At 67.6% G+C, this 21,367-nt stretch carries 21 protein-coding genes; 3 read left to right on the forward strand and 18 right to left on the reverse strand.

Going from position 1 to position 21,367, the window contains the following annotated elements:
- Positions 1-71 precede the first annotated feature (71 nt).
- From pufC to IE191_RS07510, 11 genes are all read right to left on the reverse strand, one after another.
- Complete coding sequence (gene pufC / locus IE191_RS07460; protein WP_191323739.1) at positions 72-1,175, reverse strand: photosynthetic reaction center cytochrome PufC; 1,104 nt, start codon at positions 1,173-1,175, stop codon at positions 72-74.
- Positions 1,172-2,146 carry a photosynthetic reaction center subunit M gene (gene pufM, locus IE191_RS07465; protein WP_191323806.1) on the reverse strand — a complete coding sequence of 325 codons (975 nt, stop codon included), beginning with the start codon at positions 2,144-2,146 and terminating at the stop codon, positions 1,172-1,174. The genes pufC and pufM overlap by 4 nt, the downstream gene beginning before the upstream one ends.
- A 14-nt stretch (positions 2,147-2,160) precedes the next feature.
- The gene (gene pufL, locus IE191_RS07470; RefSeq protein ID WP_191323740.1) at positions 2,161-3,000 is read right to left on the reverse strand and encodes a photosynthetic reaction center subunit L; all 840 of its coding nucleotides are present in this window, start codon (positions 2,998-3,000) and stop codon (positions 2,161-2,163) included.
- A gap of 101 nt (positions 3,001-3,101) precedes the next feature.
- Complete coding sequence (pufA, locus tag IE191_RS07475) at positions 3,102-3,287, reverse strand: light-harvesting antenna LH1, alpha subunit (protein ID WP_191323741.1); 186 nt, start codon at positions 3,285-3,287, stop codon at positions 3,102-3,104.
- 80 nt (positions 3,288-3,367) lie between these two features.
- Entirely contained in the window at positions 3,368-3,523 is a 156-nt protein-coding gene (gene pufB, locus IE191_RS07480; protein WP_191323742.1) for a light-harvesting antenna LH1, beta subunit, read from the reverse strand.
- Positions 3,516-3,665, reverse strand: coding sequence for a hypothetical protein (locus IE191_RS07485; protein ID WP_191323743.1), 150 nt, complete (start codon positions 3,663-3,665; stop codon positions 3,516-3,518). Before IE191_RS07485 ends, pufB begins: the two co-directional genes overlap by 8 nt.
- Complete coding sequence (bchZ, locus tag IE191_RS07490; RefSeq protein ID WP_191323744.1) at positions 3,662-5,122, reverse strand: chlorophyllide a reductase subunit Z; 1,461 nt, start codon at positions 5,120-5,122, stop codon at positions 3,662-3,664. Before bchZ ends, IE191_RS07485 begins: the two co-directional genes overlap by 4 nt.
- Positions 5,119-6,672, reverse strand: a complete 1,554-nt coding sequence (gene bchY / locus IE191_RS07495; protein WP_191323745.1) for a chlorophyllide a reductase subunit Y — start codon at positions 6,670-6,672, stop codon at positions 5,119-5,121. Before bchY ends, bchZ begins: the two co-directional genes overlap by 4 nt.
- Complete coding sequence (locus IE191_RS07500; RefSeq protein ID WP_191323746.1) at positions 6,659-7,675, reverse strand: chlorophyllide a reductase iron protein subunit X; 1,017 nt, start codon at positions 7,673-7,675, stop codon at positions 6,659-6,661. Before IE191_RS07500 ends, bchY begins: the two co-directional genes overlap by 14 nt.
- Positions 7,672-8,640: a chlorophyll synthesis pathway protein BchC gene (gene bchC / locus IE191_RS07505; protein WP_191323747.1), complete on the reverse strand. Its 969-nt coding sequence runs from the start codon at positions 8,638-8,640 to the stop codon at positions 7,672-7,674. Before bchC ends, IE191_RS07500 begins: the two co-directional genes overlap by 4 nt.
- 125 nt (positions 8,641-8,765) lie before the next feature.
- Entirely contained in the window at positions 8,766-9,902 is a 1,137-nt protein-coding gene (locus tag IE191_RS07510) for a methyltransferase (protein ID WP_191323748.1), read from the reverse strand.
- A gap of 86 nt (positions 9,903-9,988) precedes the next feature.
- Here IE191_RS07510 and crtD point away from each other — a divergent pair, with 86 nt between their 5' ends.
- From crtD to IE191_RS07525, 3 genes are all read left to right on the forward strand, one after another.
- Entirely contained in the window at positions 9,989-11,551 is a 1,563-nt protein-coding gene (gene crtD, locus IE191_RS07515; protein WP_191323749.1) for a 1-hydroxycarotenoid 3,4-desaturase CrtD, read from the forward strand.
- A 14-nt stretch (positions 11,552-11,565) separates the two neighbouring features.
- A complete protein-coding gene (locus tag IE191_RS07520; protein ID WP_505834044.1) occupies positions 11,566-12,390 on the forward strand; it encodes a carotenoid 1,2-hydratase family protein in 825 nt (274 codons plus the stop codon).
- A gap of 113 nt (positions 12,391-12,503) precedes the next feature.
- On the forward strand, positions 12,504-12,647 hold the full coding sequence (locus IE191_RS07525; RefSeq protein WP_191323751.1) for a hypothetical protein: 144 nt from the start codon (positions 12,504-12,506) through the stop codon (positions 12,645-12,647).
- 191 nt (positions 12,648-12,838) lie between these two features.
- Here the strand turns inward: IE191_RS07525 and IE191_RS07530 are convergent, their stop codons facing one another.
- The 7 genes from IE191_RS07530 to IE191_RS07560 all read right to left on the reverse strand — a co-directional run bounded on the left by IE191_RS07530 (position 12,839) and on the right by IE191_RS07560 (position 21,342).
- Positions 12,839-13,633 carry a hypothetical protein gene (locus tag IE191_RS07530; RefSeq protein WP_191323752.1) on the reverse strand — a complete coding sequence of 265 codons (795 nt, stop codon included), beginning with the start codon at positions 13,631-13,633 and terminating at the stop codon, positions 12,839-12,841.
- A 599-nt stretch (positions 13,634-14,232) separates the two neighbouring features.
- Positions 14,233-15,126 carry an alpha/beta fold hydrolase BchO gene (gene bchO / locus IE191_RS07535; RefSeq protein WP_191323753.1) on the reverse strand — a complete coding sequence of 298 codons (894 nt, stop codon included), beginning with the start codon at positions 15,124-15,126 and terminating at the stop codon, positions 14,233-14,235.
- Entirely contained in the window at positions 15,123-16,793 is a 1,671-nt protein-coding gene (locus IE191_RS07540; RefSeq protein ID WP_191323754.1) for a magnesium chelatase subunit D, read from the reverse strand. Before IE191_RS07540 ends, bchO begins: the two co-directional genes overlap by 4 nt.
- Before the next feature lie 13 nt (positions 16,794-16,806).
- Positions 16,807-17,802 carry a magnesium chelatase ATPase subunit I gene (gene bchI, locus IE191_RS07545; RefSeq protein WP_191323755.1) on the reverse strand — a complete coding sequence of 332 codons (996 nt, stop codon included), beginning with the start codon at positions 17,800-17,802 and terminating at the stop codon, positions 16,807-16,809.
- Between the two features lie 67 nt (positions 17,803-17,869).
- The gene (locus IE191_RS07550; RefSeq protein WP_191323756.1) at positions 17,870-18,970 is read right to left on the reverse strand and encodes an NAD(P)-dependent alcohol dehydrogenase; all 1,101 of its coding nucleotides are present in this window, start codon (positions 18,968-18,970) and stop codon (positions 17,870-17,872) included.
- A 24-nt stretch (positions 18,971-18,994) separates the two neighbouring features.
- On the reverse strand, positions 18,995-20,461 hold the full coding sequence (locus tag IE191_RS07555) for an aldehyde dehydrogenase family protein (protein ID WP_229815173.1): 1,467 nt from the start codon (positions 20,459-20,461) through the stop codon (positions 18,995-18,997).
- A gap of 5 nt (positions 20,462-20,466) precedes the next feature.
- Positions 20,467-21,342 carry a helix-turn-helix domain-containing protein gene (locus IE191_RS07560; protein ID WP_191323808.1) on the reverse strand — a complete coding sequence of 292 codons (876 nt, stop codon included), beginning with the start codon at positions 21,340-21,342 and terminating at the stop codon, positions 20,467-20,469.
- Positions 21,343-21,367: the final 25 nt, after the last annotated feature.

A 21,367-nucleotide genomic window follows, 5' to 3' on the forward strand; every position in this document is an offset into this window, starting at 1 on the left:
CGTTCCCGCTGCGGCCATCGGGGTCTGACCGCCCGCCGTTCACGGCGGATGAAGCAAGCCGGCCATGGCCATCACCCCGCCGGATTGGCCGCGCCGCCGGCGGAGGCGACAGGCTGGGTCGGCTGCGGTGCCTGGAGCGGCGCAGGGAACGAGCTGGGCACGGTATAGAGCCCCGGCGCACCCCACAGCGCGTGGTAGTCCTTGGCCATGGGATAGCCGCCCATCGGCTTGTTCTTGCCCTGGTGGCAGGTCGCGCAGCTCACCTTGAACGGATCGCCCATCGGCCCCTTGCGATAGGCCGGGAACACGCCGGCCAAAGACGAGATGTACTGGCCATTGGCCTCGCGCACCATGCGGATGCCGTACCAGGCCTTGGCGCGCTTGGGCGTGCTGATCGGCCAGGAACCAAACGACTGCGTGTTGTGGCAGAAGGTGCAGTTCACTCCCAGCGCCTTGGACACGTGGACCATCACGGCATAGGAATTTTCCGTCTGCATCACGCTGGTCTTGTCGGCCGGCGAAGGATGCGCAGCGGTGGCCTGCACGCGGATGTTCTGGTCCTTCTTGGGGTCACCCGTCAGGTAAAGCGCCAGCGAGGAATCCGGCAACGAGGAAAAGCCGGTCGCCGCGATCGGGTTGTCCTGCCCATGGCGATTGCCGATGATCCCGTTCGGGCCAGCCGGCGGCATCGTCCAGTGGTTGGCCGGCACGGCCTGCCCACGGTGGCAGGTCCAGCACGTCACCCCGGTCTTGCCGACATGGTCCTGCCAGTTGTGGTTGATGTTGCGCGTCATCTGCAACATGCGCCGCGCGACGATCTTGGTATAGAGTTCGTCAGAGGCCATGTTGTTGGGATTGTGGCAATAGTTGCAGCCTTCCTTGGGCGCCACCCAGGCCGTCATCGCCGCCATGGTATAGCTGAGCTGCTCGGCGGATTCATCGCCCAGCACTTGCACGTTCTGGAACTGCTCCTTGGCGCGCGGACCATCGGCGGACGGCGGATCATAGGGCGGCGGCGGCACCTCGTCCTTGGCCATGGCCACTTTCTTGACCGTGACCTGGTCCATGCCGGTGCCGCGAGTGCCGTACTGGTTGGAAACCTTGTGGGCCAGTTCGCACCCCCCCAGCGACAGCGCGGCAAGCGCTGCCAGCGCAAATGCGGTTATCCGTCTCATTTCCCGGCGCTCCCCAGTGTCGCAGGGTCGATCACCCCGGTTGCGGGATAGTGCGGCGCATAGCCATGCTGCTGCGCCCACAGATACCAGTTGTCCACCACCGTGCCAGTCAGCAGGATGCCGATCCCGCCGGTCAGCGTGGTCAGCACGGCAAACCACCAAGCCCAGCGATGGATCGATTCCATCGTGGCGTTGAAGCCCATGGTCCAGCGCCAGAACAGCGCCGCGCGTTCCGAAGCCGTGCCGCGATCGGTGATCTGCTCGATCTCGCGCTCGCCGCCATAGCGGCCGACCGCCAGGATCGTCGCCCCGTGCATCGCAAACAGCAGCGTCGATCCATAAAGGAACGCGATCGAGAAGCAGTGGAACGGATTGTAGAACAGATTGCCATAGCGGATCGAGAACGCGGCCGTCCAATCCAAGTGCGGAAAGATGCCGAACGGCACGCTTTCGGCCCAGCTCCCCATGAAGAACGGGCGGATGAAGCCCAGCACCAGGAACAGCCAGATCGCGCTGAGGAATGCCCAGGCAACATGCGTGCCCATGCCCAGCGCGCGGGCGCGGGTATAGGTGCGGATCCACCACAGCACCACCGACGTTGTCAGGCAGAAGCCGGCGATGATCCACCAGCCACCCTTGGCCAGCGGCACGAACGGCGAAAAGCCATATTCCGGCCCCGGCGGCTCCAGCGACAGCCAGGGCAGCAGGCGCACGAACTGGATCGGGTTCCAGTTGACCGAGGCCAGCATGTTGAGCCCGATGATCTCGAACGCGGTAAAGCCGAAGATCAGCGCGAAAATGCCCGTCCAGCCGAGGTAAATCGGACCGATCTGGGCCTGGCCGATCAGGCCTGCCAGATGCAGGAACCCGCCGGGGCCGATGCGTTCCTCGCCGCCTGGCGGCAGGGCCACGCCCATTTCCGGTTCGCCGCGCAACTGCACTTGGGTGAAGATGTTCTGATAGGTCGCCATCGCACGGTGCTCCTTCACGACCAGATCGGCAGGTTGAGCCACCAGGTCCACCATTCCGGCCACCCGCGGGTCCACAGCGGGCCGCTGATGACGATGCACACCGCGCTCCAGAACCCGGCGTTGAGCGCCAGCAGCAGGCCCAGGCGGTGAATGCCCAGCGTGCCGATGGAATAGCCGATCAGGTCGCGGAAGAAGGTGTCTTCGTATTCGGGCGATTTCACTTCGCCGGGTTGGGCGGGACCAATCGGCGCCGGGTTCACCGCCGAAAGCACCAGCGCGCCATGCAGCGCCAGCGCGAGCGTGGTGGTGAAGAAGAACGACACCGCCAGCATGTGCGCCGGGTTGTAGTGGAAGTGCAGGTACTGGTACCCGGTGTTCGACACCCAGTCGAGGTGGCTGAAAATGCCATAGGGAAAGCCCCAGTGCCACGCGCCCAGCAGGACCGGGCGGATCACCACCAGGGTGAAATAGGCAAAGATCGCCATGCCGAACGCCACCGGCACATGATAGCCCATGCCCAGCTTGCGGCAGATTTCCACCTCCCGCAGCGCCCACGACACGAAGGAGACCAGCGCGCAGACCGTGATGATCTGCCAGAAGCCGCCTTCCTTGAGCGGTGCCAGCGCCAGGCCATATTTCAGGTCGGGCGGGGCGATCGAGATCAGCCAGGGGTTCCACGTCGGGCCCTGGCTGGCGGCGTAGAAGATCAGCGCCGTACCCAGGGAGGCGAAGATTGCCGTCACCACGCCGAAAAAGCCGACGTAGAACGGGCCCACCCAGAAATCGAACAGGTCGCCACCGATCAGGGTGCCGCCGCGCACGCGATATTTTCGTTCGAAACTCAGGAGTGCCATCGCTCCCCCCTCCCCGCCTTCAACGGCGGGCTCGTGTGATCAGATGCCGATGCCCATGAGGCGGCGGTCGGGACAGCCGCCGCCTCTCGCACAGGCTCTCGTCAGCTTGCCGGTTTGGCCGCTGCGGCGGCATGGGCCATGCCTTGCGCCGAATTGGGGCCATCGAGCCAGTTGTAGGTGTCGGTGCTGAGCAGGATGAAGTGAATGATCAGCGCCAGCACCAGCAGGAAGGCGAACAGGGCAACCAGTGTCCTGCGCGGATCGAAAATGAGCCAGAGTCTCCACATGGGTTTGATCCTTGTGCCAGAGGGTGTGTCCCCGCTGCGTCAGGCCGGACAGGCCGGGCGCGGTGCGGGAAGCGACGGGTTCAGAGCCAGGGCTTCCACATCCAGACGAGGACATGGGCAACCACGGCCACACCGGTGAAGCCCAGGAAGCTGCTCACGAACAGCTTGTGGAATTCCTTCGCTTCCTCGGGCGTGAGATACGTTCTCAGCCCAAAGCGATCGTCACGATCACTCATAGCCAATCTCCTTTCTTTGGTGGTGTGCGAGAGGCGAGAAGACCTCTTCGGGTATCCTCGCGGACGCGCCGTGCGCCGCAAGAATGGCAGAGCCGGGCCGCGCCTTGGCAGCCTGCGGGAAGGAAAGGGCGGCGCGGGTCATGCGACCTGCTCCGCCAGCAGGGCATCGGCCAGGCAATCGGCGCAGACGCGGCCCTGGCCTTTCGCGCGCGCGGCGCGCTCGGCCGCATCGCGCAGCCGCTTGGCCGCCGAAATGCGGATCAGCACCGGCTGGGCAGCCACCACGGCATCGAGCCGCGCCTTGGCATCCTCGTCCCACGGCAATTCGCGCCAGGCCGGCGCACCCGTTTCGCGGGCAGGTGTCGGCTCCACCTTGTCCATCTCGGTGGCCAGCGGCAGGATGTGAAACAGCGCATCGAACAGCGCGTTGCACACTTCCTGCACCAGATAGGTCGCCCCGGCATAGCCCATGAACGGCGTGCCGGTGTGGCGGCGGATCGCCGCGCCGGGGAAGCTGGCCGGGATATAGATCCCGCGCCCGCCGCGCTCCGCATTGTACATGCGCTCGTTATAGCTGCCGAACAGCACCAGCGGCGGATTGGCGTGGATCGCGGCGCGCACGTCCTCGTTGCGCGGCTTGACCCCGGCACTGCGCGCGAAGGCAAAGTTGCAGGGCAGGCCCATGTCGTCTTCCAGGAAGCGACGGATGCCGCGCGCATAGGTCTCGTTGGCCACGATGCCAAAGCTGGCGGTGGCAAAGAAATCCTGCGTGACCGAGCGCCACAAGTCCCACAGCGGCTTGATCGTGGTGTGCTTTTCCCGCGCGATGAACGGTTCCGGGTCCAGCTCCAGCGCGGCGCCCAGCGCGCGCAGGAACAGCGTGGTGCTTTCCAGCCCGATCGGCGCCTGGAAATAGGGCCGCTCCAGCGTCTCGCACAGGCCCCGGCCAAACTCGCGATAAAGGCACACGTTGGCATGGGCATCGGCCAGCTTGCGGATATCAGCGAGGTGGCACCCGAGCGGGAACACCACGTTGACTTCCGCGCCCATGCCTTCGATCAGGCGGCGCACCTCGTGCAGGTCGCTCGCCATGTTGAACATGCCATAGGATGGGCCGATGATGTTGACGCGGGGCTTTTCCCCCTCGCGCACCGGGCGCACCGCCGGCACCACCTTCGGCCCGAATTCGCGCCACAGCCAGCCCAGCGCGCGGTCGGCGCTCTGCCACTGGTCCTCGTCGATCGTGCGCGGCAGGAAGCGCTTGATATTGGTGCCTTCCGGCGTCACCCCGCCACCGATCATCTCGGCAATCGAGCCGGTGACGACCACGGCCGGCAGATCGGGATCGAGCGTCTTCCACGCCCGCTTCATCGCGCCTTCGGTGCCGGTCTTGCCCAGTTCCTCCTCGCCCAGCCCGGTGACCACGATGGGCAATTCGTGCGGCGGCAACCCGTCAGTATAGTGCAACACCGATGTCACCGGCAGGTTTTCGCACCCCACCGGCCCGTCGATGATCACCTGCAAGCCCTTGACGGCGGTAAAGACGTAGACCGCCCCCCAATAGCCGCCGGCGCGATCGTGATCGAGCACCAGAGTCATGATCCCACCGCCTCGGCCGCCTTGCGCGCGGCCTCGTTCAGGGCGGCATACTTCTTCTTGAACTGCGGCCGGTCCTGCGGGGTGTCTTCCCACACGCCCGCGGCTGGCCCGCTGCCCACGCCATCGAAGAACGCGCGCATGCGATCAAAGCGCGGCTTGTTGGCCATGGCGGCATTGACCACCTGCGCCAGGCTGCCCGCCCCGGCCACGCCCATCAGCGGCCGGGCCGAAATCAGGTTGGTGAAATAGAGCGCCGGGATCGCCTTCTGCTTGGCATGCTGCACCACCGGCGTGGTGCCGATCGCCAGGTCCGGCCCGAATTCCTCGACGGCGGCAATGTCCTGCTCCAGACTGGCGCGGAACTGCACGCGCACCCCGCGCGCTTCCAGCCAGGCGCGATCGGCCGCACCCGCTGCCGTGGCCGGACAGGCCGTGCCGACATAGGGCACGTCCGCCCCGCTTTCAATCAACAGGCGTGCCACCAGCAGTTCCGAGCCTTCATAGCCGGTCACGGTGATCCGCCCCTTGATCGGGTTTGCCGCCAGCGCGCCACGGATGGCGGGCAGAAAGCGGTTCTTGGCAGCATCGATGCGATCCTGCGCCACGCCGCAGGCCGCGCCGATCGCATCGAGCCAGGCGGCCGTGCCCTCGGCGCCCACTGGCGCGGAACCGACGATGCCGCGCCCGGCAGCCTCGAATTCGCGCATCGACGCGGTGTAGAACGGGTGGATCGCGCCCACCACCGCGCAATCGAGCGCGGCATAGAGCTCGCGCCATTCGCGCGTCGGCACAACCGGCCCGGCGGCCAGGCCCAGCGGCTCCAGCATCATGCCGATGCCCACCGGATCGGCCGGGAACATCTCGCCCAGCAGCGTCACGGTCGGGCGATCGGGCCGGGCGCGCGGGGCGGCCACGGGGCCCTGCTCGGCCTCGCCGCGGGCATAGGCCAGCATCGCGCCGGCCAGCACGTCCTTGGCTTCGGCGTGGGTGGGAATGCCAAAGCCGGGCACGTCGATGCCGATGATCCGCACGCCGTTGATCTGCTTTTTCAGCAGGCGCAGCGGCACGCCGCTGGCCGTGGGCACGCACAAGTTGGTCACCACGATCGCGTCATAGAGCGCCGGATCGGCCAGCCCCTCCACCGCGTCCTTGATGTCCTCGAACAGCTTGCCGGTGACCAGGGTTTCGGAATTGAACGGCACATAGCCCACCGTCCGCCGCGCGCCATAGAAGTGCGACGTGAACGTGAGGCCATAGACGCAGCAGGCCGAGCCCGAGAGCACCGTGGCGGTGCGCCGCATGCGCAGCCCCACGCGCAGCGAGCCGAATGCCGGGCACATGCTCTGCGGCTGGTCGTGCGGCCCCACCGGGTAATCGGCGGCATAGCGTTGCAGCAGTTCGCTGCCCTGCGCCTTATCGGTTGCCGCGCGCAGCACGCCGGCATCGGCGTGGCAGCCGCCGCCCGCTGCCGGAGGCCTATCGGCTGCCGGAGCATCCAGCGCGATCCGATCCGGCTGGCGGGCCGGCGCCGCCACGTCAGACGGCGTCATAGACCACCTCCAGCGACGGCTTCTGGACAAAGGCCGCGCCGCGCATGTCGGCCTGCGTCGCGGGCGTCAGAGTCACGCCGCCGCCCACGTCCTCTGGCGAGAACAGGCCGAGAAGCCCGTCCTGGTCCAGCGGGCGCGGCTGCCGAGCCGGCGCCTCGGCCACATTGCGCGCCAGATCGGCAAACAGGCTGCCCCAGGGGCCATCGGGCCGTCCGATGATCTGGTAATTGGCCGATTTGCGGCGAATGTCCTCGTCCGCCGGGATCGCGCAGAGCACCGGGATGTCCACCGCGGCGGCAAAGGCGCCCGCTTCGCCGGTGCCATCGTCCTTGTTCACGATCATGCCGGCAACGCCCACGTTGCCGCCCATCTTGCGGAAGTATTCCACCGCCTTGCACACGTTGTTGGCAACGTAGAGCGATTGCAGGTCGTTGGAGCCGACGACGATCACCTTCTGGCACATGTCGCGCGCAATCGGCAGGCCGAACCCGCCGCAGACCACGTCGCCCAGGAAATCGAGCAGCACATAGTCAAAGCCCCAGTCGTGGAAGCCCAGCTTTTCCAGCAGCTCGAACCCGTGGATGATGCCGCGCCCGCCACAGCCCCGGCCCACTTCCGGCCCGCCCAGTTCCATCGCGAAAACCCCGTCGCGCTGAAAGCAGACATCCTCGATCCGCACTTCCTCGCCGGCCAGCTTCTTGGCGGCAGAGGTTTCGATGATCGTGGGGCAACTGCGCCCGCCAAACAGCAGACTGGTGGTGTCGGACTTGGGATCGCATCCGATCAGCAGCACGCGCTTGCCCTGCTGGGCCATCATGTAGCTCAGGTTTGACAAGGCAAAGCTCTTGCCCGATCCGCCCTTGCCATAGATCGCGATCACCTGGGTCTGCTTGGTCACTTCGCCGGTGTGGGGCGCGTCGGGCGCAATCGCCGCTTCCTCGCGCAGGGCCCGGATCTGGTCCGTTGCGGCATGATCGGAATGGGCCGTGTTCAACAAGGTCATGCGCAGTCGCTCCAGTCCAGAACCATCTTGAGGCATTCGGCCGAGAGGAACGTCTCGGGATAGGCGTCGCGCGCCTGCTGGGCCGGGCGCCGGTCGCTGATCAGGCCGGCCAGGCTCAGCGCCCCGCCTTCCACCAGCGCGCGCGTGGCGATCAGGTCTTGCGGCTTCCATTCGGCGGCGATGCGAAAGCGCGCCTCGCGCATGAAGGCCGGGGCAAAGGCAAAGCTGGGCCGATTGGCATAGAAGCCCGCCATCACCACTTCCCCGCCATGGCGCAGGCGCGGGATCAACAGGTCCAGGCAATCGGCATTGCCACTGGCGTCATAGATCGCGCCGTAATCGTGGCGATCATCGTCCTTGGGCGCGATCACCGGATAGCCATGCTCGCCCTGGCGCCGCAGCGGGTTGCGCTCCCACACCGTGGGGGCAGGCGCGCCCATCGCGATGGTCAGCCGGGCGAGCAGGCGCCCCAGCGTGCCATGGCCGATGATCAGGTCGGGCGCGGCGCCACCGGCCAGGGCATGGCGCGCGGTCGCCGCCAGGGCGAACAGCACGCCATCGGCGCCCAGCGACTCGCTCACCGGAAAGGCCCGCGCCGAAGGCAGGATCACCCGCTGCGCCGTGCCGCCGAACAGCGCGCGCGCCTCGGGATAGCAGGCCGCGCCCGGCACGAAGACCCAGTCGCCGATGCGGCCCCACGCCTCGGCTCCGGCATCCACGATCCGACCCAGCGATTCATAGCCGGGCACCAGCGGATAGCCCATGCCGGGGAACACCGGCATCTCGCCGGTCCACAGCAGCTTTTCGGTGCCGGTGCTGATCCCGCTCCAGCGCACGTCGACCAGCACGTCGGACGGGCCGAGCAGTGGCGCGGCCGCAGCCGCCTCGCTCACCGATCCGGCCAGCGTCAGCTTGTCCAGCGCGATGCACCGTGGTGCCTCCAGTATGACGGCCAGTGCATCCATGCCCCGGTCCTTCTCCCTGGGGTCGGTCAGACCCCGTCGCCTGCACCCGAAAGCGGGTGGGTTCCGGCAAGGAGCACCATACGCCAACTGTGCCAAACGTCAATCATACTTGACATAGTATAGTGTCAGGTATGCGTAACAACCACACTGGCCACGACCGGATAGGCAGTCGCCTTGCGCCGCCACCCCGCAAATCCGGCAGTTTTCAGCATGGCGCCATACTCGGCCGCCGTGCGCGGGCGGCCGGCGTTCATCGCCCAGAGGTAGAACCCGAAATAGGCATCACCCATCGCCCGTGCGCCGGGCGTGCCTGCCATCGGCTCGGCAATCACGAGTCGCCCGCCTGGCGGCAAGGCGCGGCGCACCGCCTGCAACAGCGACAGGCAGGCCGCATCATCATGATCGTGCAGCACCCGCACCAGCGTGATGCAATCATAGCCTTGCGGCAGCGCATCGTGGAAAAAGTCGCCGGGATGCAAGGCCATCGCATCCCCCCCTGCACCACCGAGTCGCGCCGCCGCACCAGCGATCACCGGTGGCAGATCGAACACGCCCAGGTCCAGCGCCGGACAGGCCGCCCGCACCGCGCTCACGAACGCGCCATGCCCACCGCCCACGTCCAGCAGGCGGCGATGCCGGGCAAAGCGATAGGCCCCCAGCGCCTGCTGCGCGACCATCGCCTGGGACGAAGCCATCAGCGCGGAATAGGCGCTCGCTTCCGGCGCCGGGGCATCGGCGGCATAGTGCCAGAACGCCGAAAGCGCGGTAGGCTCGGCCCGGTCGCGGCACAACAGCGCCACCGGATCGGCCAGATCGGCATAGAGCAGGGTGTGGTGCCGCACCATGGCCAGCGCGCCGAGATTGGCCTGCAACGCGGCCCCGCGCTGCCCCAGCATCCACCAGCCCGGCGCCACCGCTTCGGCCAGATCGAGCGCTGCTGCCGCGCGCAGCAGGCGCAGCGAGGCCGCTTCCGACAGCCCACTGAGCAGCGCCAGGCCGGCCGCATCGCACGGCCCCTCGCGCAGGCGATCGAGCAACCCCACCTGCACCGCCGCCAGCAAGACCTGCGAATAACAGAACCCGGCGACCAGATCGAACGCCTCCCCGGCGCGGCGCCGCGCGATCCACGAAACCAGCGGCAGCCGCGCCGCCCAGGCCTGGAACCCCGCACTCGCCATCACGCCATTGCGCCACGCCACCCAGCGCCGGCGCCAGGCCGGAACCTGCGACGTGCCGAAACCGCGCTCATGATTGATGGACATATCCATATGTCCATTTAATTTGACATAAGCCGCGTAAAGATCAATTCCATTCGGGGAGGATTCCTCGCTCCACGAAGGGCACGCGCATGACAGCACGGGTGGCGATCATCGGCGCCGGAATCGGTGGCCTGGCGGCCGCCGCGCTGCTCGCCGCGCGGGGCCTTGCCGTCACCGTGGTGGAAAAGGCAGCGCACCCTGGCGGCAAGGCGCGGCAGATCGCGGTCGATGGCGTGGCCATCGATGCCGGCCCCACCGTGTTCACCCTGCGCGACGTGTTCGAGGACATCTTTCGCGAATGCGGCCGGGAATTGACCGACCACGTTGCCATCCGCCGCGCCGGTGTGCTCGCCCGCCATGCCTGGGACAATCGCGGCCAGCTCGATCTCCATGCCGATCCCGCGCGCAGCGAGGAAGCGATCGGCGATTTCGCCGGCGCCGCCGCCGCCGCTGGCTTCCGCAGCTTCCGCGCCGAGGCCGCGCGCATCCACGGCATTCTCGATGCGCCGATGCTGCGCGGGTCCAAGCTGGCCTGGCCACCCTCGCTGATGTGGCGCATCGGCCTGTGGCGGGTGAGCGATCTTCTGGCGATCCGCCCTTACGAAAGCCTGTGGCGCGTGCTGGGCCAGCACTTTGCCGATCCGCGCCTGCGCCAGCTTTTCGCCCGCTATGCCACCTATTGCGGCTCGTCCCCGTTCGCCACGCCGGCCACGCTGATGCTGATCGCCCATGTCGAGGCGCAGGGCGTCTGGCTGATCGAAGGCGGGATGGCGGCGCTGGCGCGGGCGCTAATGGACCTGGCGCGGGCACACGGCGCGCAGTTCCGCTTCGGCACCGGGGCGGCCCTGCTGGAAACCGCGCAGGGCCGCGTCTCGGGCGTGGTCATGGCCAATGGCGAGCGGGTCGCGGCCGACGCGGTGATTGCCAATGCCGATCCCGAAGCGCTCGCTGCCGGGCGCCTCGGCCCGCTCGCGGCCATGGGCGTCACCAGCCACGGCGCGCGCAACCGCTCGCTCTCCGCGCTCGTCTGGCTTGCCCATGCGCGCACCGGCGGCTTCCCGCTGCAACGCCACAACGTGCTGTTCTCCCCCGATTACCCGCGCGAGTTCGCGGATATCGCGGCAGGCCGCCCGCCCGGCGATCCCAGCGTCTATGTCTGCGCGCAAGACCGCGACGGCAGTGCCACCCCGCCGCCGCCCGGCGCGCGCGAACGCTTGCAGATCATCGTCAACGCCCCGGCCAATGGCGACAGCCACGCCTATACCGAAAAGGAGAGGGACCAATGCACTTTGGCCATGAGCCAGGCCCTGCGCCGCTGCGGGCTGGAGCTGGAAACGGACTGGCCCCGCGCGTTGCTGACGCCGAACGAGTTCGAGACCTTTTTGCCCTCGACCGGCGGAGCGATCTATGGACGGGCCTCGCACGGCTGGGCGGCGTCCTTCCTGCGCCAGGGCACGCGGACGCGGATCCCTGGGCTCTATTGCGCGGGTGGAAGCACCCACCCCGGAGCCGGGGTGCCGATGGCCGCCTTGTCGGGGCGGCTGGCCAGCCAGGCGGTGATGCAAGACCTCGCTTCGACGCGGCGGTTCCACCCGGTGGCTATGGCTGGTGGTATGTCGACGCGATCAGCCAGTGCGGGCGCCACGGGCTGACCATCATCGCCTTCATCGGCAGCGTATTCTCCCCCTATTACAAGAAAAGCGGCCGGGGCGATCCGCTCGATCACTGCGCGCTCAACGTCGCGCTCTATGGACCCGGCGCGCGCTGGACGATGACCGAGCGCGCGCGCGGCGCGGTGCAGCGCAATGCCGATACCCTGCTGATCGGCCCCAGCAGCGTGCACTGGACCGGCAATGCCCTGGAAATCGTGATCGAGGAACTGGACAAGCGCGTGGGCGTGCCCTGGCAACGCCGCGTGGCGGGCCGCGTGCGCGTCATCCCCGAAACGCTCAACCCCCGCGCCTTCGCGCTCGATCCGCAGGGGCGGCACCACTGGCACTGCCTTGCCCCGCGCGCGCGGATCGAAGTGGCGATGCAGGCCCCCGCCCTGTCATGGCAGGGCAGCGCCTACCTCGATTCCAACTTCGGCAGCGAGTCCCTGGAGGAAGGCTTCCGCGTCTGGCACTGGTCCCGCGCGCACAGCCGCAAAGGCGCCTTCGTCACCTACGAAGGCATCCGCCAGAGCGGCCAACCCTTCGCCAGCGCCCTGCGCTTCGCCCCCGACGGCACGGTGCACGAGGAAGAAACCCTGCCCCCCGTCGCGCCCCTGCCCAACACCCTGTGGCAAATGGAACGCAAGACCCGCGCCGACCGCGGCCACGCCACCGTCACCCGCACCTGGGAAGACGCCCCCTTCTACGCCCGCTCCACCCTGCGCTCCACGCTCTATGGCGAACCGGTCGTCTCCGTGCAGGAAAGCCTGGACCTCACCCGCTTCGCCTCGCCCGTGGTGCAGTTCATGCTGCCCTACCGGATTCCGCGCGTGGGGTGAGTGGGGTGTCGGCGCGGGGCCTTGTCGCGTGATGGTTGGCACGCTCGTGCGCGTCGCCCATCTCTTGACACGCGGAGATCGAAAGCATCCGGCACAAGGCGCTGCGCAAACTGGTGGAGCAGGGCAACTCCAAGGGTGTGATCGAACCCGAACGGATTATCGACACGCTGTTGCGCATGCAGGGCGCCCATGACCTTGCCCAGCCACGGGCGCACGAGAACGAGATCAACGTCGCGCCTTTGCCCAAGGCCGCTTGAGCGCACCCATCCGGTGACTTACGAAGGCGTGCGCCAGAACGGACACCATGCAGCGATAGAGAGGCAGCCAGCTTGTGAAGCTACGCATCGCGATCTGTAATTAGGGATACTGGCCCCGGAACTCCACGCCCCGATGATACTATACGCCCTATATAGCGCCCCTGGGGCGCCAGAAGGAGTTGAATGGGCGCTCACACCGTTGGCCCGGTAGCGAACGCCGGCAGACCGAAGGTGCTTGCAAAGCCATTGGAGAGCCTGAAGAACGCTGATCGGTCGAGAATTTTCGGAGGCTCGTCGCCTTGGACGTCCCCATGAAAAGGATGTAAAATCCTCAGGCCGAATTGATCAGCGATTGTGCGCGCCTCTATATTGATCCCAAGATCATCTAGCATCAGTGTTTGAAAAAGTATATTCCCCACAGAAAATCCTGTAGACTGGAAGTTAACCTTTCTATTTATTCCAAGTTTATCCTGAAATACGATGGTAGCGCCATGATGATTTGCGATAGCAGGATGTTTCGCTTGTAAATCCACCCTTCCTATCCAGACAGTCCATCCTGGGGGTGTAGCGCGATTTTGCATAAAGTAATTTCTTTGCTGTTGCGAAATTTTTGCTGTGTCTGGATCGGCAAACTCGTTCACCATTGTGAACATGGTTGCCCAGGCAGCCAGTACGGCTGAAGCTTCCACCGACAAAGTCACCCAATCGCTAAGCAGTGCGATGATATGAGGTTTCGCCAATTCTTGAAGATTCCCCATCCATACGTTGTTGCATTGCTTGCACACCACCTGAAGGCGCTGTGCGTGCAGGTCTCCCGGCCTATTGAGTTTACCACGCATTATATTGCCGCCAGTATTTGAACCTGCCACGTAATGTGTTGCTCGCGCTTCAGTGCGAGGCAGGTAATTTCTGAGCCAGTCAGCCCATATATGCTCTCTTGAGAGCTTCTCCGATGATCCACAGAATATGCAAATATATTTGCTCACAGTGAAATTCCTCACGCGAAGCCACATAAGCAGTAACTATTAGAGAAATCTTGGCACTAATTCCAGCATAATTTCGAGAATTCCGGGAACGCTGTACTCAATCCCCGCATGGCGTCGCGCTACAATATTGATTTCGCGCAGAGGCGCGGAGGCGCAGAGATTGGTTTTCCTCTGCGCCTCGGCGCCTCTGCGCGAAATTCCCATTTTTTCCTTGGTTCAGGCCGCTGATGTGAGCGCAAACCTCGCAATCCCCGTTTCCGGCGACCCCGTGTCTCCGGGTGCCAAAAAACCTCCGCATGCAACCGGATGAATGGAAGAATTCACCAAACACCACCCGGTGCTTTGCTTCTTCGTGTCTTTGTGTCTTTGTGTGAAATTCCGATCATCGACACGTCACGGCATATTCACGCTGTGCCCGATTATTTTCACACGAAGCCACGAAGCCACGAAGACACAAAGGAAGGAAAAGGAAGAATACGCCTCCTACTCCCGCTCCCGCTTCTCCCGGTCCCGCCGTATCTCCCGGTTCACCGACCACAACTGATACACGCCAAAACCGATCGCCACGGCGGCGGTGAAGACGATTTCGATCCAGCCGTTCATGCGGCGCTCTCCTGCATCTGCCCGGCGATGACGGCGGCCGCCAGGTCGGGGCGTTCTTCGTGGGCGAGGTGCCCCAGGTGGGGCAGCACGGTGAGGTGGGCGTGGGGCAGAAGGCGGGCGGCGGCTTCCACGGTGTGGAGCGGCACGGCGGCGTCTGCGCGCGCGTGGACGAGGTGAACCGGCATGGCCATGGTCGGCAACCGGCGGCGCAGCGCGTCCAGGTCCCAACTGGCCATCATTTCCATCGCCCCGGCGCAATGCGCCGGGCAGCCCAGCAGCGCGCGGTAGCAGGCCAGGCCCGGCGCATCGATGGTCGATCCCGTGGCGCGCTTGAGGAAGCGTTCCGGTTCCCCCGGCAGGCGCGCGATGCGGGCCAGCATGCGCGGCACCAGCGGGTTGACGAACAGCAGCCGCGCCAGCGAGGGAAAGAGTTGCGCCGCCAGTCCCGGAAACGGCATCAGCGCGGGGTTAAAGCCGATCACCGGCACCCCCGCTCCACCATGATCCGCGCCGCCATCCTGCACCAGTTGCAGAGCAATCGCCGCCCCAGCCGAATGGCCCACCACCAAGGCGGGCACCATCCCCAGCGCGCGCAGCAGATCGGCCAGCGCGCGGGCCATGGCGGGCAGCGTCAGGCCCCCCGCCGGCCGCCCGCGCGTAAAGCCATGGCCGGGCAGATCGGGCGCCACCACGGTAAAATCCCGCGCCAGCAGGGGCATCACATCGCGCCAACTGTGCGTCGCCGCGCCCGTGCCGTGCAGCAGCAGCACCACCGGCCCCCGGCCCATCACCTGCACATGCCAGGCAAGGCCCGGCGTTTCGACAAAGCGGCTGGCCGCGCGGTGCGGCCAATGGCGGCCTTCCACTTCCCAGCGCGGCGCCGTGCTCATGCCACTTGCGCCACGGCGGCGTGCAGCGCGTGGGCATCGGCACAGGGCAAGGGCAGGTAGCGCGCGCGCATCGCCTCGGCCAGGCGCGCCGCCTCTGGCCGGGGGCGCGGCGAAATGTCGATCACCACCGCATCGTGGCCCGCCCCGGCAATCGCCCGCGCGGCGAGCAGCGCATCCTCCTGCGCGCGGGCGCGACCGCGTGTGCCGTCCAGCGCGATATTGGCGCTGCCATCGGTCAGAAACACCAGCACCGGCGTGCTGCCCCGCGCCGCCACCGCTTCACCCAGTTGCCGCGCCAGCGCCAGTCCGCTGGCCAAAGGCGTGCCGCCACCGCCGGGCAAGGCGGCCAGCGCCCGCTTGGCGCGGGTAAGCGAGCGCGTCGGCGGCAGCAGCACGTCCGCCCCTTCGCCACGAAACGCCACCACGGCCACGTCTGCCCGCTTCACATAGGTCTGCGCCAGGATCAGTTCCGCCGCGCCCTTGGCCTCGGCCAGGCGCGACACCGCGGTGGAGCCGGAGGCATCGACGCAGAACACCGTCACGCTGCTGCGCCGCTCCTCGAAGCGACGCACGCGCAAGTCGTCGCGGCGAAAGCGGATCGGCCCGGCCCCCTCGGGCGCGGGATCGCGCTGGCGCAGCGGCTGCCACGGGATCGCCGCGCGCAGGCTGTCGACCAGCGCCAGCCGCACCCCGCCACCGGGAAGGCCGGGCCGCGCCGCCAGCGGCCGCCCCCGCCGGGCCGAGCGCACGCGCTGCCCCGCCCCGCCGCCCGCGCCGCTCTTGGCCCGCCCCAGTGTTCCGGCAGCAATGCGATCGAGCACGTCGGGCGGAATCGCCGCGCGCACCGCCTCCACCAGCAGCGTTTCGGGCGCATCGCTGTGCGCGCCATCCTGCTCGGCCTCGCCCGGCGCGCTCTCCCCGCCTTCGGGCGGCGGAGGCGACGAAGAGGGCGGCTCGGCGGGAACCTGCGTGGCGCGCGGCGCCAGCACCAGCCGCGCCGCCTGCTCCACGTCGCTGCGCCGCACCGCTTCGGCTCCGTCGAGCGCAGCGAGCGCCTGCGCCGCCGCCTCGGCCTGCAGCAGCGGGCGCAGCGAGGCAATGCCCAGCGCCTGCGTCGCCCCGGCCAGTGCCTCGCGCTCCGCTGCGTCCAGCATCGGCAGCGGCGCTCGCTCCGTCGCGCGTTCGGGCAAAGGCAGCGCCAGATCTGCCAGCGCAACATTGGCCAAGGACAGGTCGAACGCCACACGCTCCATCAGCACGGGCGGCGGGCGTTCGTCACCGGGCGCGCCATCGTCGAGCAGCACCAGCGCAAAGGCGTGCCCGCCATCCATCGCTTGCGCCACGCGCCCGGCCACGTCACGGCGCAGGCGCTGCGCCATCGGCACCACCAGCACGCCGCCGCGCGCTTCCTCCAGCAAGCCGCGTTGCCGCACCAGCATGCCGCCGGCCAGGCTCGCGGCGATATCGGTGCCGCCGCACAGCCGCTCCTCGTCGATATGGCCGGGCAGGCGGCGCAGCGGGGTGCCGGGCGGCAGCAGCATGGCCAGCGCGTCGAGCACGCGGTCCACCGCCGGGCCACTGCCGCGCAGGCAGATCCCGCCCAATGGCCCCGGCAATCGGGCCAGCAGGCGCGCCGCGATCAGCGCATCTGCCAGCCCCCCGCTCATGGCAGAATCCGGTTCATGCAAACAGCTCGTCCAGCGCCCGCTCGATCCGCGCGCCCGATCCGCTTTCATCCAGCACATCGCGGCGCAGGCGATGGCGCAGCGCCAGCGGCGCCACGCGCACCAGATGCTCGCGCCGCACCGCTTTGGCGCCTTTCAGCGCGGCATAGGCGCGGCCCGCGCGCATCAGCGTCAATTCCCCGCGCAAGCCATCCACGCCCACCGCGCTGCACAGCCGCGCGGCATCGACCATCACCGCCTCAGGCACCTCGATCTTCGCCAGCTTGCGCTGCCCGCGCGCGATCTGTTGCAGCACTTTGCCGTCCTCGTCCGCCCAGGCGGCGGCAAAGCTGGCCGGATCGGCATCGTGCGCGGCGCAGCGGCGCATGATTTCCACCCTATCGGCAATCTCGCGCGGTGTGCGCACGTCCACCGACAGGCCAAAGCGATCGAGCAATTGCGGGCGCAACTCGCCCTCTTCGGGATTGCCGCTGCCGATCAGCACGAAGCGCGCCGCATGCCGCACCGAAAGCCCTTCGCGCTCCACCACGTTCTGGCCCGATGCCGCCACGTCCAGCAGCAGATCGACCAGGTGATCCTCCAGCAGGTTGATTTCGTCGATATAGAGAAAGCCGCGATGCGCGCGGGCGAGCAGGCCCGGTTCATAGACCCGCTCCCCGGTGCGCAGCGCGCGCTCCAGGTCGAGCGCGCCGAGCAGGCGGTCTTCCGTGGCGCCCAGCGGCAGATCGACGAACGGCACCGGCTGCCTGACCGCTTTGCTGCCGGTGCACGGGCCGGGGCACTGGCCCGGCTGTTCGCAGCCGAACCGGCACCCTTCCACCACCGCGATCGGCGGTAAGAGCGCAGCCAGCGCGCGGGCGGCGGTGGACTTGCCCGTGCCGCGATCCCCGAACACCATGACCCCGCCGATCAGCGGATCGACCGCCGCGATCAGCAGCGCGAGCTTCATCTCGTCCTGGCCGACGATCGCGGAGAAGGGAAAGCGCGCCATATGTCCAACACTCTGGACAGGAATGGGTGTCAGGACAAGAGAAATCGCATCATCCTGGCGCTTGTCCTCAGGGGATCAGCACCGCCTTCACGCATTCGCCGCGATGCTGCGCCGCCACTGCCGCGTTGATGTCTGCCAAGGGATAGGTCTTGACCAGCCGGTCGAACGGAAACTGCCCGGCGCGATAGAGCGCGACGAGTTCGGGGATGAAGCCCTGAAGGTCGCTGTCCCCCTCGATGATGCCCATGATGCGGTGGCCAAAGGTGATCATCCCGGCAATGTTGATCGACAGCGCATCATCGGCGCGCGGCGGCACGCCAACCAGGCCCAGCGCGCCCCGGCTGGCCAGGCTGGCCAGCGCGGTTTCCATCACGCCCACGCGGCCGCTGCTTTCCAGGGCAAAGTCCACGCCATCGGGCAGCAAGGCACGGATCGCGGCGGCCACATCGCCATCGGCCGGATCGATCGCGTCGGTCGCGCCCAGGCTCAGGCCCAGTTCGCGCCGCGCCGCGATCGGTTCCACCAGCACGATGCGGCTGCACCCGCGATGGCGCGCGGCCATCACCGCCGCCAGCCCCACCGGCCCGCCGCCGAACACCGCTAGCGTGCTGCCCGCCGGGCAATCGAGCGAACGCAGGATCGCCCCAGCCCCGGTCTGAAGCCCGCAGCCCAGCGGTCCCATGATCGCCAGGTCGTCCCCGGCATCCACTTTCACCACGTTGCGCCGATCGGCAATGGCATGGCTGGCGAACGAAGACTGGCCGAAGAACACCGCCGTCACCGGCGCGCCGTCGCGGCTGATCGGGCTGGTTCCATCCAGGCGCGTTCCGGCGTAGTTGCGCGGCACGAATTCGCGGCAATAGCTGGGCAGGTGCTCGTCGCAGCGCGGGCAGTGCCCACAACTGGAAAAGCCCAGCACCACCGTGTCGCCCGGCGCCAGATCGGTCACCGCGCTGCCCACCGCTTCCACCACCCCGGCGCCTTCGTGGCCCAGCACGGCGGGCAAGGGCAGCGGCGCGAACTGGTCGCGAAACACCAGGTCGGTGTGGCACAGCCCCACGCCGGCAATGCGCACCAGCACTTCGTGGGGCTGGGGCGCGCCCAGGTCCACCGTTTCCACGCTGAAATCGCTGTGCGGCGCCACGGCCAGGGCAGCGGTGATCTTCATGCGGTCTTGTCCTTCTTGCGCGCGTTACAGCGCCATGATCACGGATTTGGGTTCGAGATAGGCGTCCAGCACTTCGCTGCCGTTTTCCCGGCCCAGGCCAGAGGCTTTCATCCCGCCAAAGGGAAAGGCCGGATCGGCCACCAGGATGCAATTGGCAAAGACCGTGCCGGCCTCCAGCCGCGCGGCGGCATGGTGCGCGGTGGCATGATCGCGCGTCCACACGTGCGCCGCCAGGCCATAGGCGCTGTCGTTGGCCAGCGCGATCGCCTCGTCCAACTCGTCGAACGCGGTCACCGCCAGAACCGGGCCGAACACTTCCTCGCGCGCCACTTCGGCATCGGGCGGCACGTCGCGCAGCACGGTCGGCGCCAGGAAATGGCCCTGCTCGGGCAGAGCGACGGCGCGCTCCACGGCGACAATGCCCGCGTTTCGCGCCCGCGCCACGAACCCCGCCACGCGCGCATGCTGCCGGGCGCTCACCAGCGGCCCGAGCTGGCTGGCCCGGTCGCCGCTCATCCCCAGGCGCAGCGCGGCGCCCACGTCGGCCAGGCCGCTCAGCACCTGCTCATGGACCGAGCGATGCACATAGGCGCGCGACCCGGCATAGCAGATCTGCCCGCTGTTGAAGAAACAGCCCATCGCCACTTGCGGGATCGCCTGGGCCAGATCGGCATCGGCGCAGACGATCGAGGGAGACTTGCCGCCCAGTTCCAGCGTCACGCGCTTGAAATCGGGCACGCTGGCGGCCAGGATCGCGCCGCCCGTGGCGGTCGATCCGGTGAACGCCACCTTGGCCACATCGGGATGGCGCGACAGCGCCGCGCCGGTGGCGCCATCGCCGGTCAGCACGGTAAACACGCCGGGCGGAAAGCCCACGCTGCGCGCCAGTTCGGCCAGGCGCAACGCCGAAAGCGGGGTTTCCGCTGCCGGCTTCAGGATCAGCGTGCACCCCGCCGCCAGCGCCGGGGCGATCTTCCACATCGCCAGCACCAGCGGGAAATTCCACGGCGTGATCGCCGCCACCACGCCCACCGGCTCGCGCCGGGTGTACACGTGCCAGTTGCCCGGCGTGACGCTCAGCGTGCCGGCCCGGCCGGCCAGCTTGGAAGGCCATCCGGCATAGACGCGCAGCCAGGCAATGGCGGAAGGGATGTCGACCGTCTCAGTCATCGTCACCGGCTTGCCGGTGTCGAGCGATTCCAGCGCGGCCAGGCGCGGCAGATCGGCCTCCATCGCGTCGGCCAGGCGATGCAGCAGGCGCTCACGGGCCAGCGGGGCAAGATCGCGCCAGGCCGGCGCCACCAGCGCGGCGCGCGCGGCGGCCACGGCCGCGTCCACCGCCGCTTCGCCCGCCACCGGCACCTGGGCAAAGACCGCGCCGGTGCACGGGTCTTCCACATCCACCGCGCCGTTTTCGGGCAAGGCATCATCCCCCACCCGCAGGCGCAAGTCCGGCAGGGCAAGGTCGGCAAAGCCGGGCTGCATGGTCATCGCGTTCAATTCCTGGTGCGTTTGCGAAAATCGCTGGGCGCCTCGCCGGTGAACTGGCGAAAGGCGCGGGTGAAATGGCTCTGGCTGGTAAAGCCCAGGCTTTCGGAAATCGCCGCGATGGACAGGTCGCTCTGGTGCAGCATCTGCTGCGCCTTATCCAGGCGGGTCTTCATCACATATTGGTGCGGCGTAAGGCCGGTGGCCTTGCGGAACACCCGGCAGAAGTGCGACGGCGTCAGCCCCGCCACGGCCGACATTTCCTCCAGCGAATGCTGCGCTTCGGGCTTTTGCAGGATCGCATTCATCACGTGATGGATGCGATAGGACGAGAACGAGGAAATCGGGATGTCCTGCGCCGTCACCGAATTGGCCCCGCGCAGGATATGCGCCTTCAGCGCATTGACCAGCGCACCGATATAGACCTCGCGCTCCGGGCTTTGCGGGGCATAGAGTTCGGAAAGCACCTGCCGCGTCAGCGCCGCACCCAGGGGATCGGAAAAGGCAAAGCGCATGGTGCGGAACTGGTCGGCCGCCGGCGCCTGCTGCAATTGCTGCGACGAGACGCTCAGCGTCACCACGTCCAGCTCGCCATCCACCAGCCAGCCGGTCTGCTGCCCCGAAGGCACGATCGTGGCGCAGCCGGGCATCGAGGCGTGCTCGCTCCACCCGCCGTTCAGCCAGGTGCGGTTGTGCTGCTGCCCGGCGATATGCATGGTATAGAGCGGCTCGGGCAACGCGGGCACGGTGTACGATCCCACGAACTGCCGCCAGCGGCACAGTTGCCAGCCATCCGCACGCGAACCCAGTTGCATGTCCGGCCCGCGCCCCAGCGCATCGGCGATGATCGCCTCGCTGGTCCCGGCCGGGTTGAACCGCGGCATTTCCTGCATCCCGTTTCTCCCACCG

Origin of the sequence: Novosphingobium pokkalii (assembly GCF_014652855.1) — a bacterium.
GTDB lineage: Bacteria > Pseudomonadota > Alphaproteobacteria > Sphingomonadales > Sphingomonadaceae > Novosphingobium > Novosphingobium pokkalii.

Bases quoted from the DNA above. Each gene is read 5' to 3' on its own strand.
- bchO (WP_191323753.1), bottom strand. From the start codon at position 15,126: ATGAGCACGGCGCCGCGCTGGGAAGTGGAAGGCCGCCATTGGCCGCAC.
- bchI (WP_191323755.1), bottom strand. From the start codon at position 17,802: ATGGCGCGCTTTCCCTTCTCCGCGATCGTCGGCCAGGACGAGATGAAG.
- bchY (WP_191323745.1), bottom strand. From the start codon at position 6,672: ATGACGCCGTCTGACGTGGCGGCGCCGGCCCGCCAGCCGGATCGGATC.
- pufB (WP_191323742.1), bottom strand. From the start codon at position 3,523: ATGAGTGATCGTGACGATCGCTTTGGGCTGAGAACGTATCTCACGCCC.
- bchZ (WP_191323744.1), bottom strand. From the start codon at position 5,122: ATGACTCTGGTGCTCGATCACGATCGCGCCGGCGGCTATTGGGGGGCG.
- bchC (WP_191323747.1), bottom strand. From the start codon at position 8,640: ATGGATGCACTGGCCGTCATACTGGAGGCACCACGGTGCATCGCGCTG.
- IE191_RS07555 (WP_229815173.1), bottom strand. From the start codon at position 20,461: ATGACCATGCAGCCCGGCTTTGCCGACCTTGCCCTGCCGGACTTGCGC.
- IE191_RS07560 (WP_191323808.1), bottom strand. From the start codon at position 21,342: ATGCCGCGGTTCAACCCGGCCGGGACCAGCGAGGCGATCATCGCCGAT.
- IE191_RS07510 (WP_191323748.1), bottom strand. From the start codon at position 9,902: ATGTCCATCAATCATGAGCGCGGTTTCGGCACGTCGCAGGTTCCGGCC.
- IE191_RS07485 (WP_191323743.1), bottom strand. From the start codon at position 3,665: ATGACCCGCGCCGCCCTTTCCTTCCCGCAGGCTGCCAAGGCGCGGCCC.
- IE191_RS07550 (WP_191323756.1), bottom strand. From the start codon at position 18,970: ATGAAGATCACCGCTGCCCTGGCCGTGGCGCCGCACAGCGATTTCAGC.
- pufC (WP_191323739.1), bottom strand. From the start codon at position 1,175: ATGAGACGGATAACCGCATTTGCGCTGGCAGCGCTTGCCGCGCTGTCG.
- IE191_RS07540 (WP_191323754.1), bottom strand. From the start codon at position 16,793: ATGAGCGGGGGGCTGGCAGATGCGCTGATCGCGGCGCGCCTGCTGGCC.
- pufM (WP_191323806.1), bottom strand. From the start codon at position 2,146: ATGGCGACCTATCAGAACATCTTCACCCAAGTGCAGTTGCGCGGCGAA.
- IE191_RS07500 (WP_191323746.1), bottom strand. From the start codon at position 7,675: ATGACCTTGTTGAACACGGCCCATTCCGATCATGCCGCAACGGACCAG.
- pufL (WP_191323740.1), bottom strand. From the start codon at position 3,000: ATGGCACTCCTGAGTTTCGAACGAAAATATCGCGTGCGCGGCGGCACC.
- pufA (WP_191323741.1), bottom strand. From the start codon at position 3,287: ATGTGGAGACTCTGGCTCATTTTCGATCCGCGCAGGACACTGGTTGCC.
- crtD (WP_191323749.1), top strand. From the start codon at position 9,989: ATGACAGCACGGGTGGCGATCATCGGCGCCGGAATCGGTGGCCTGGCG.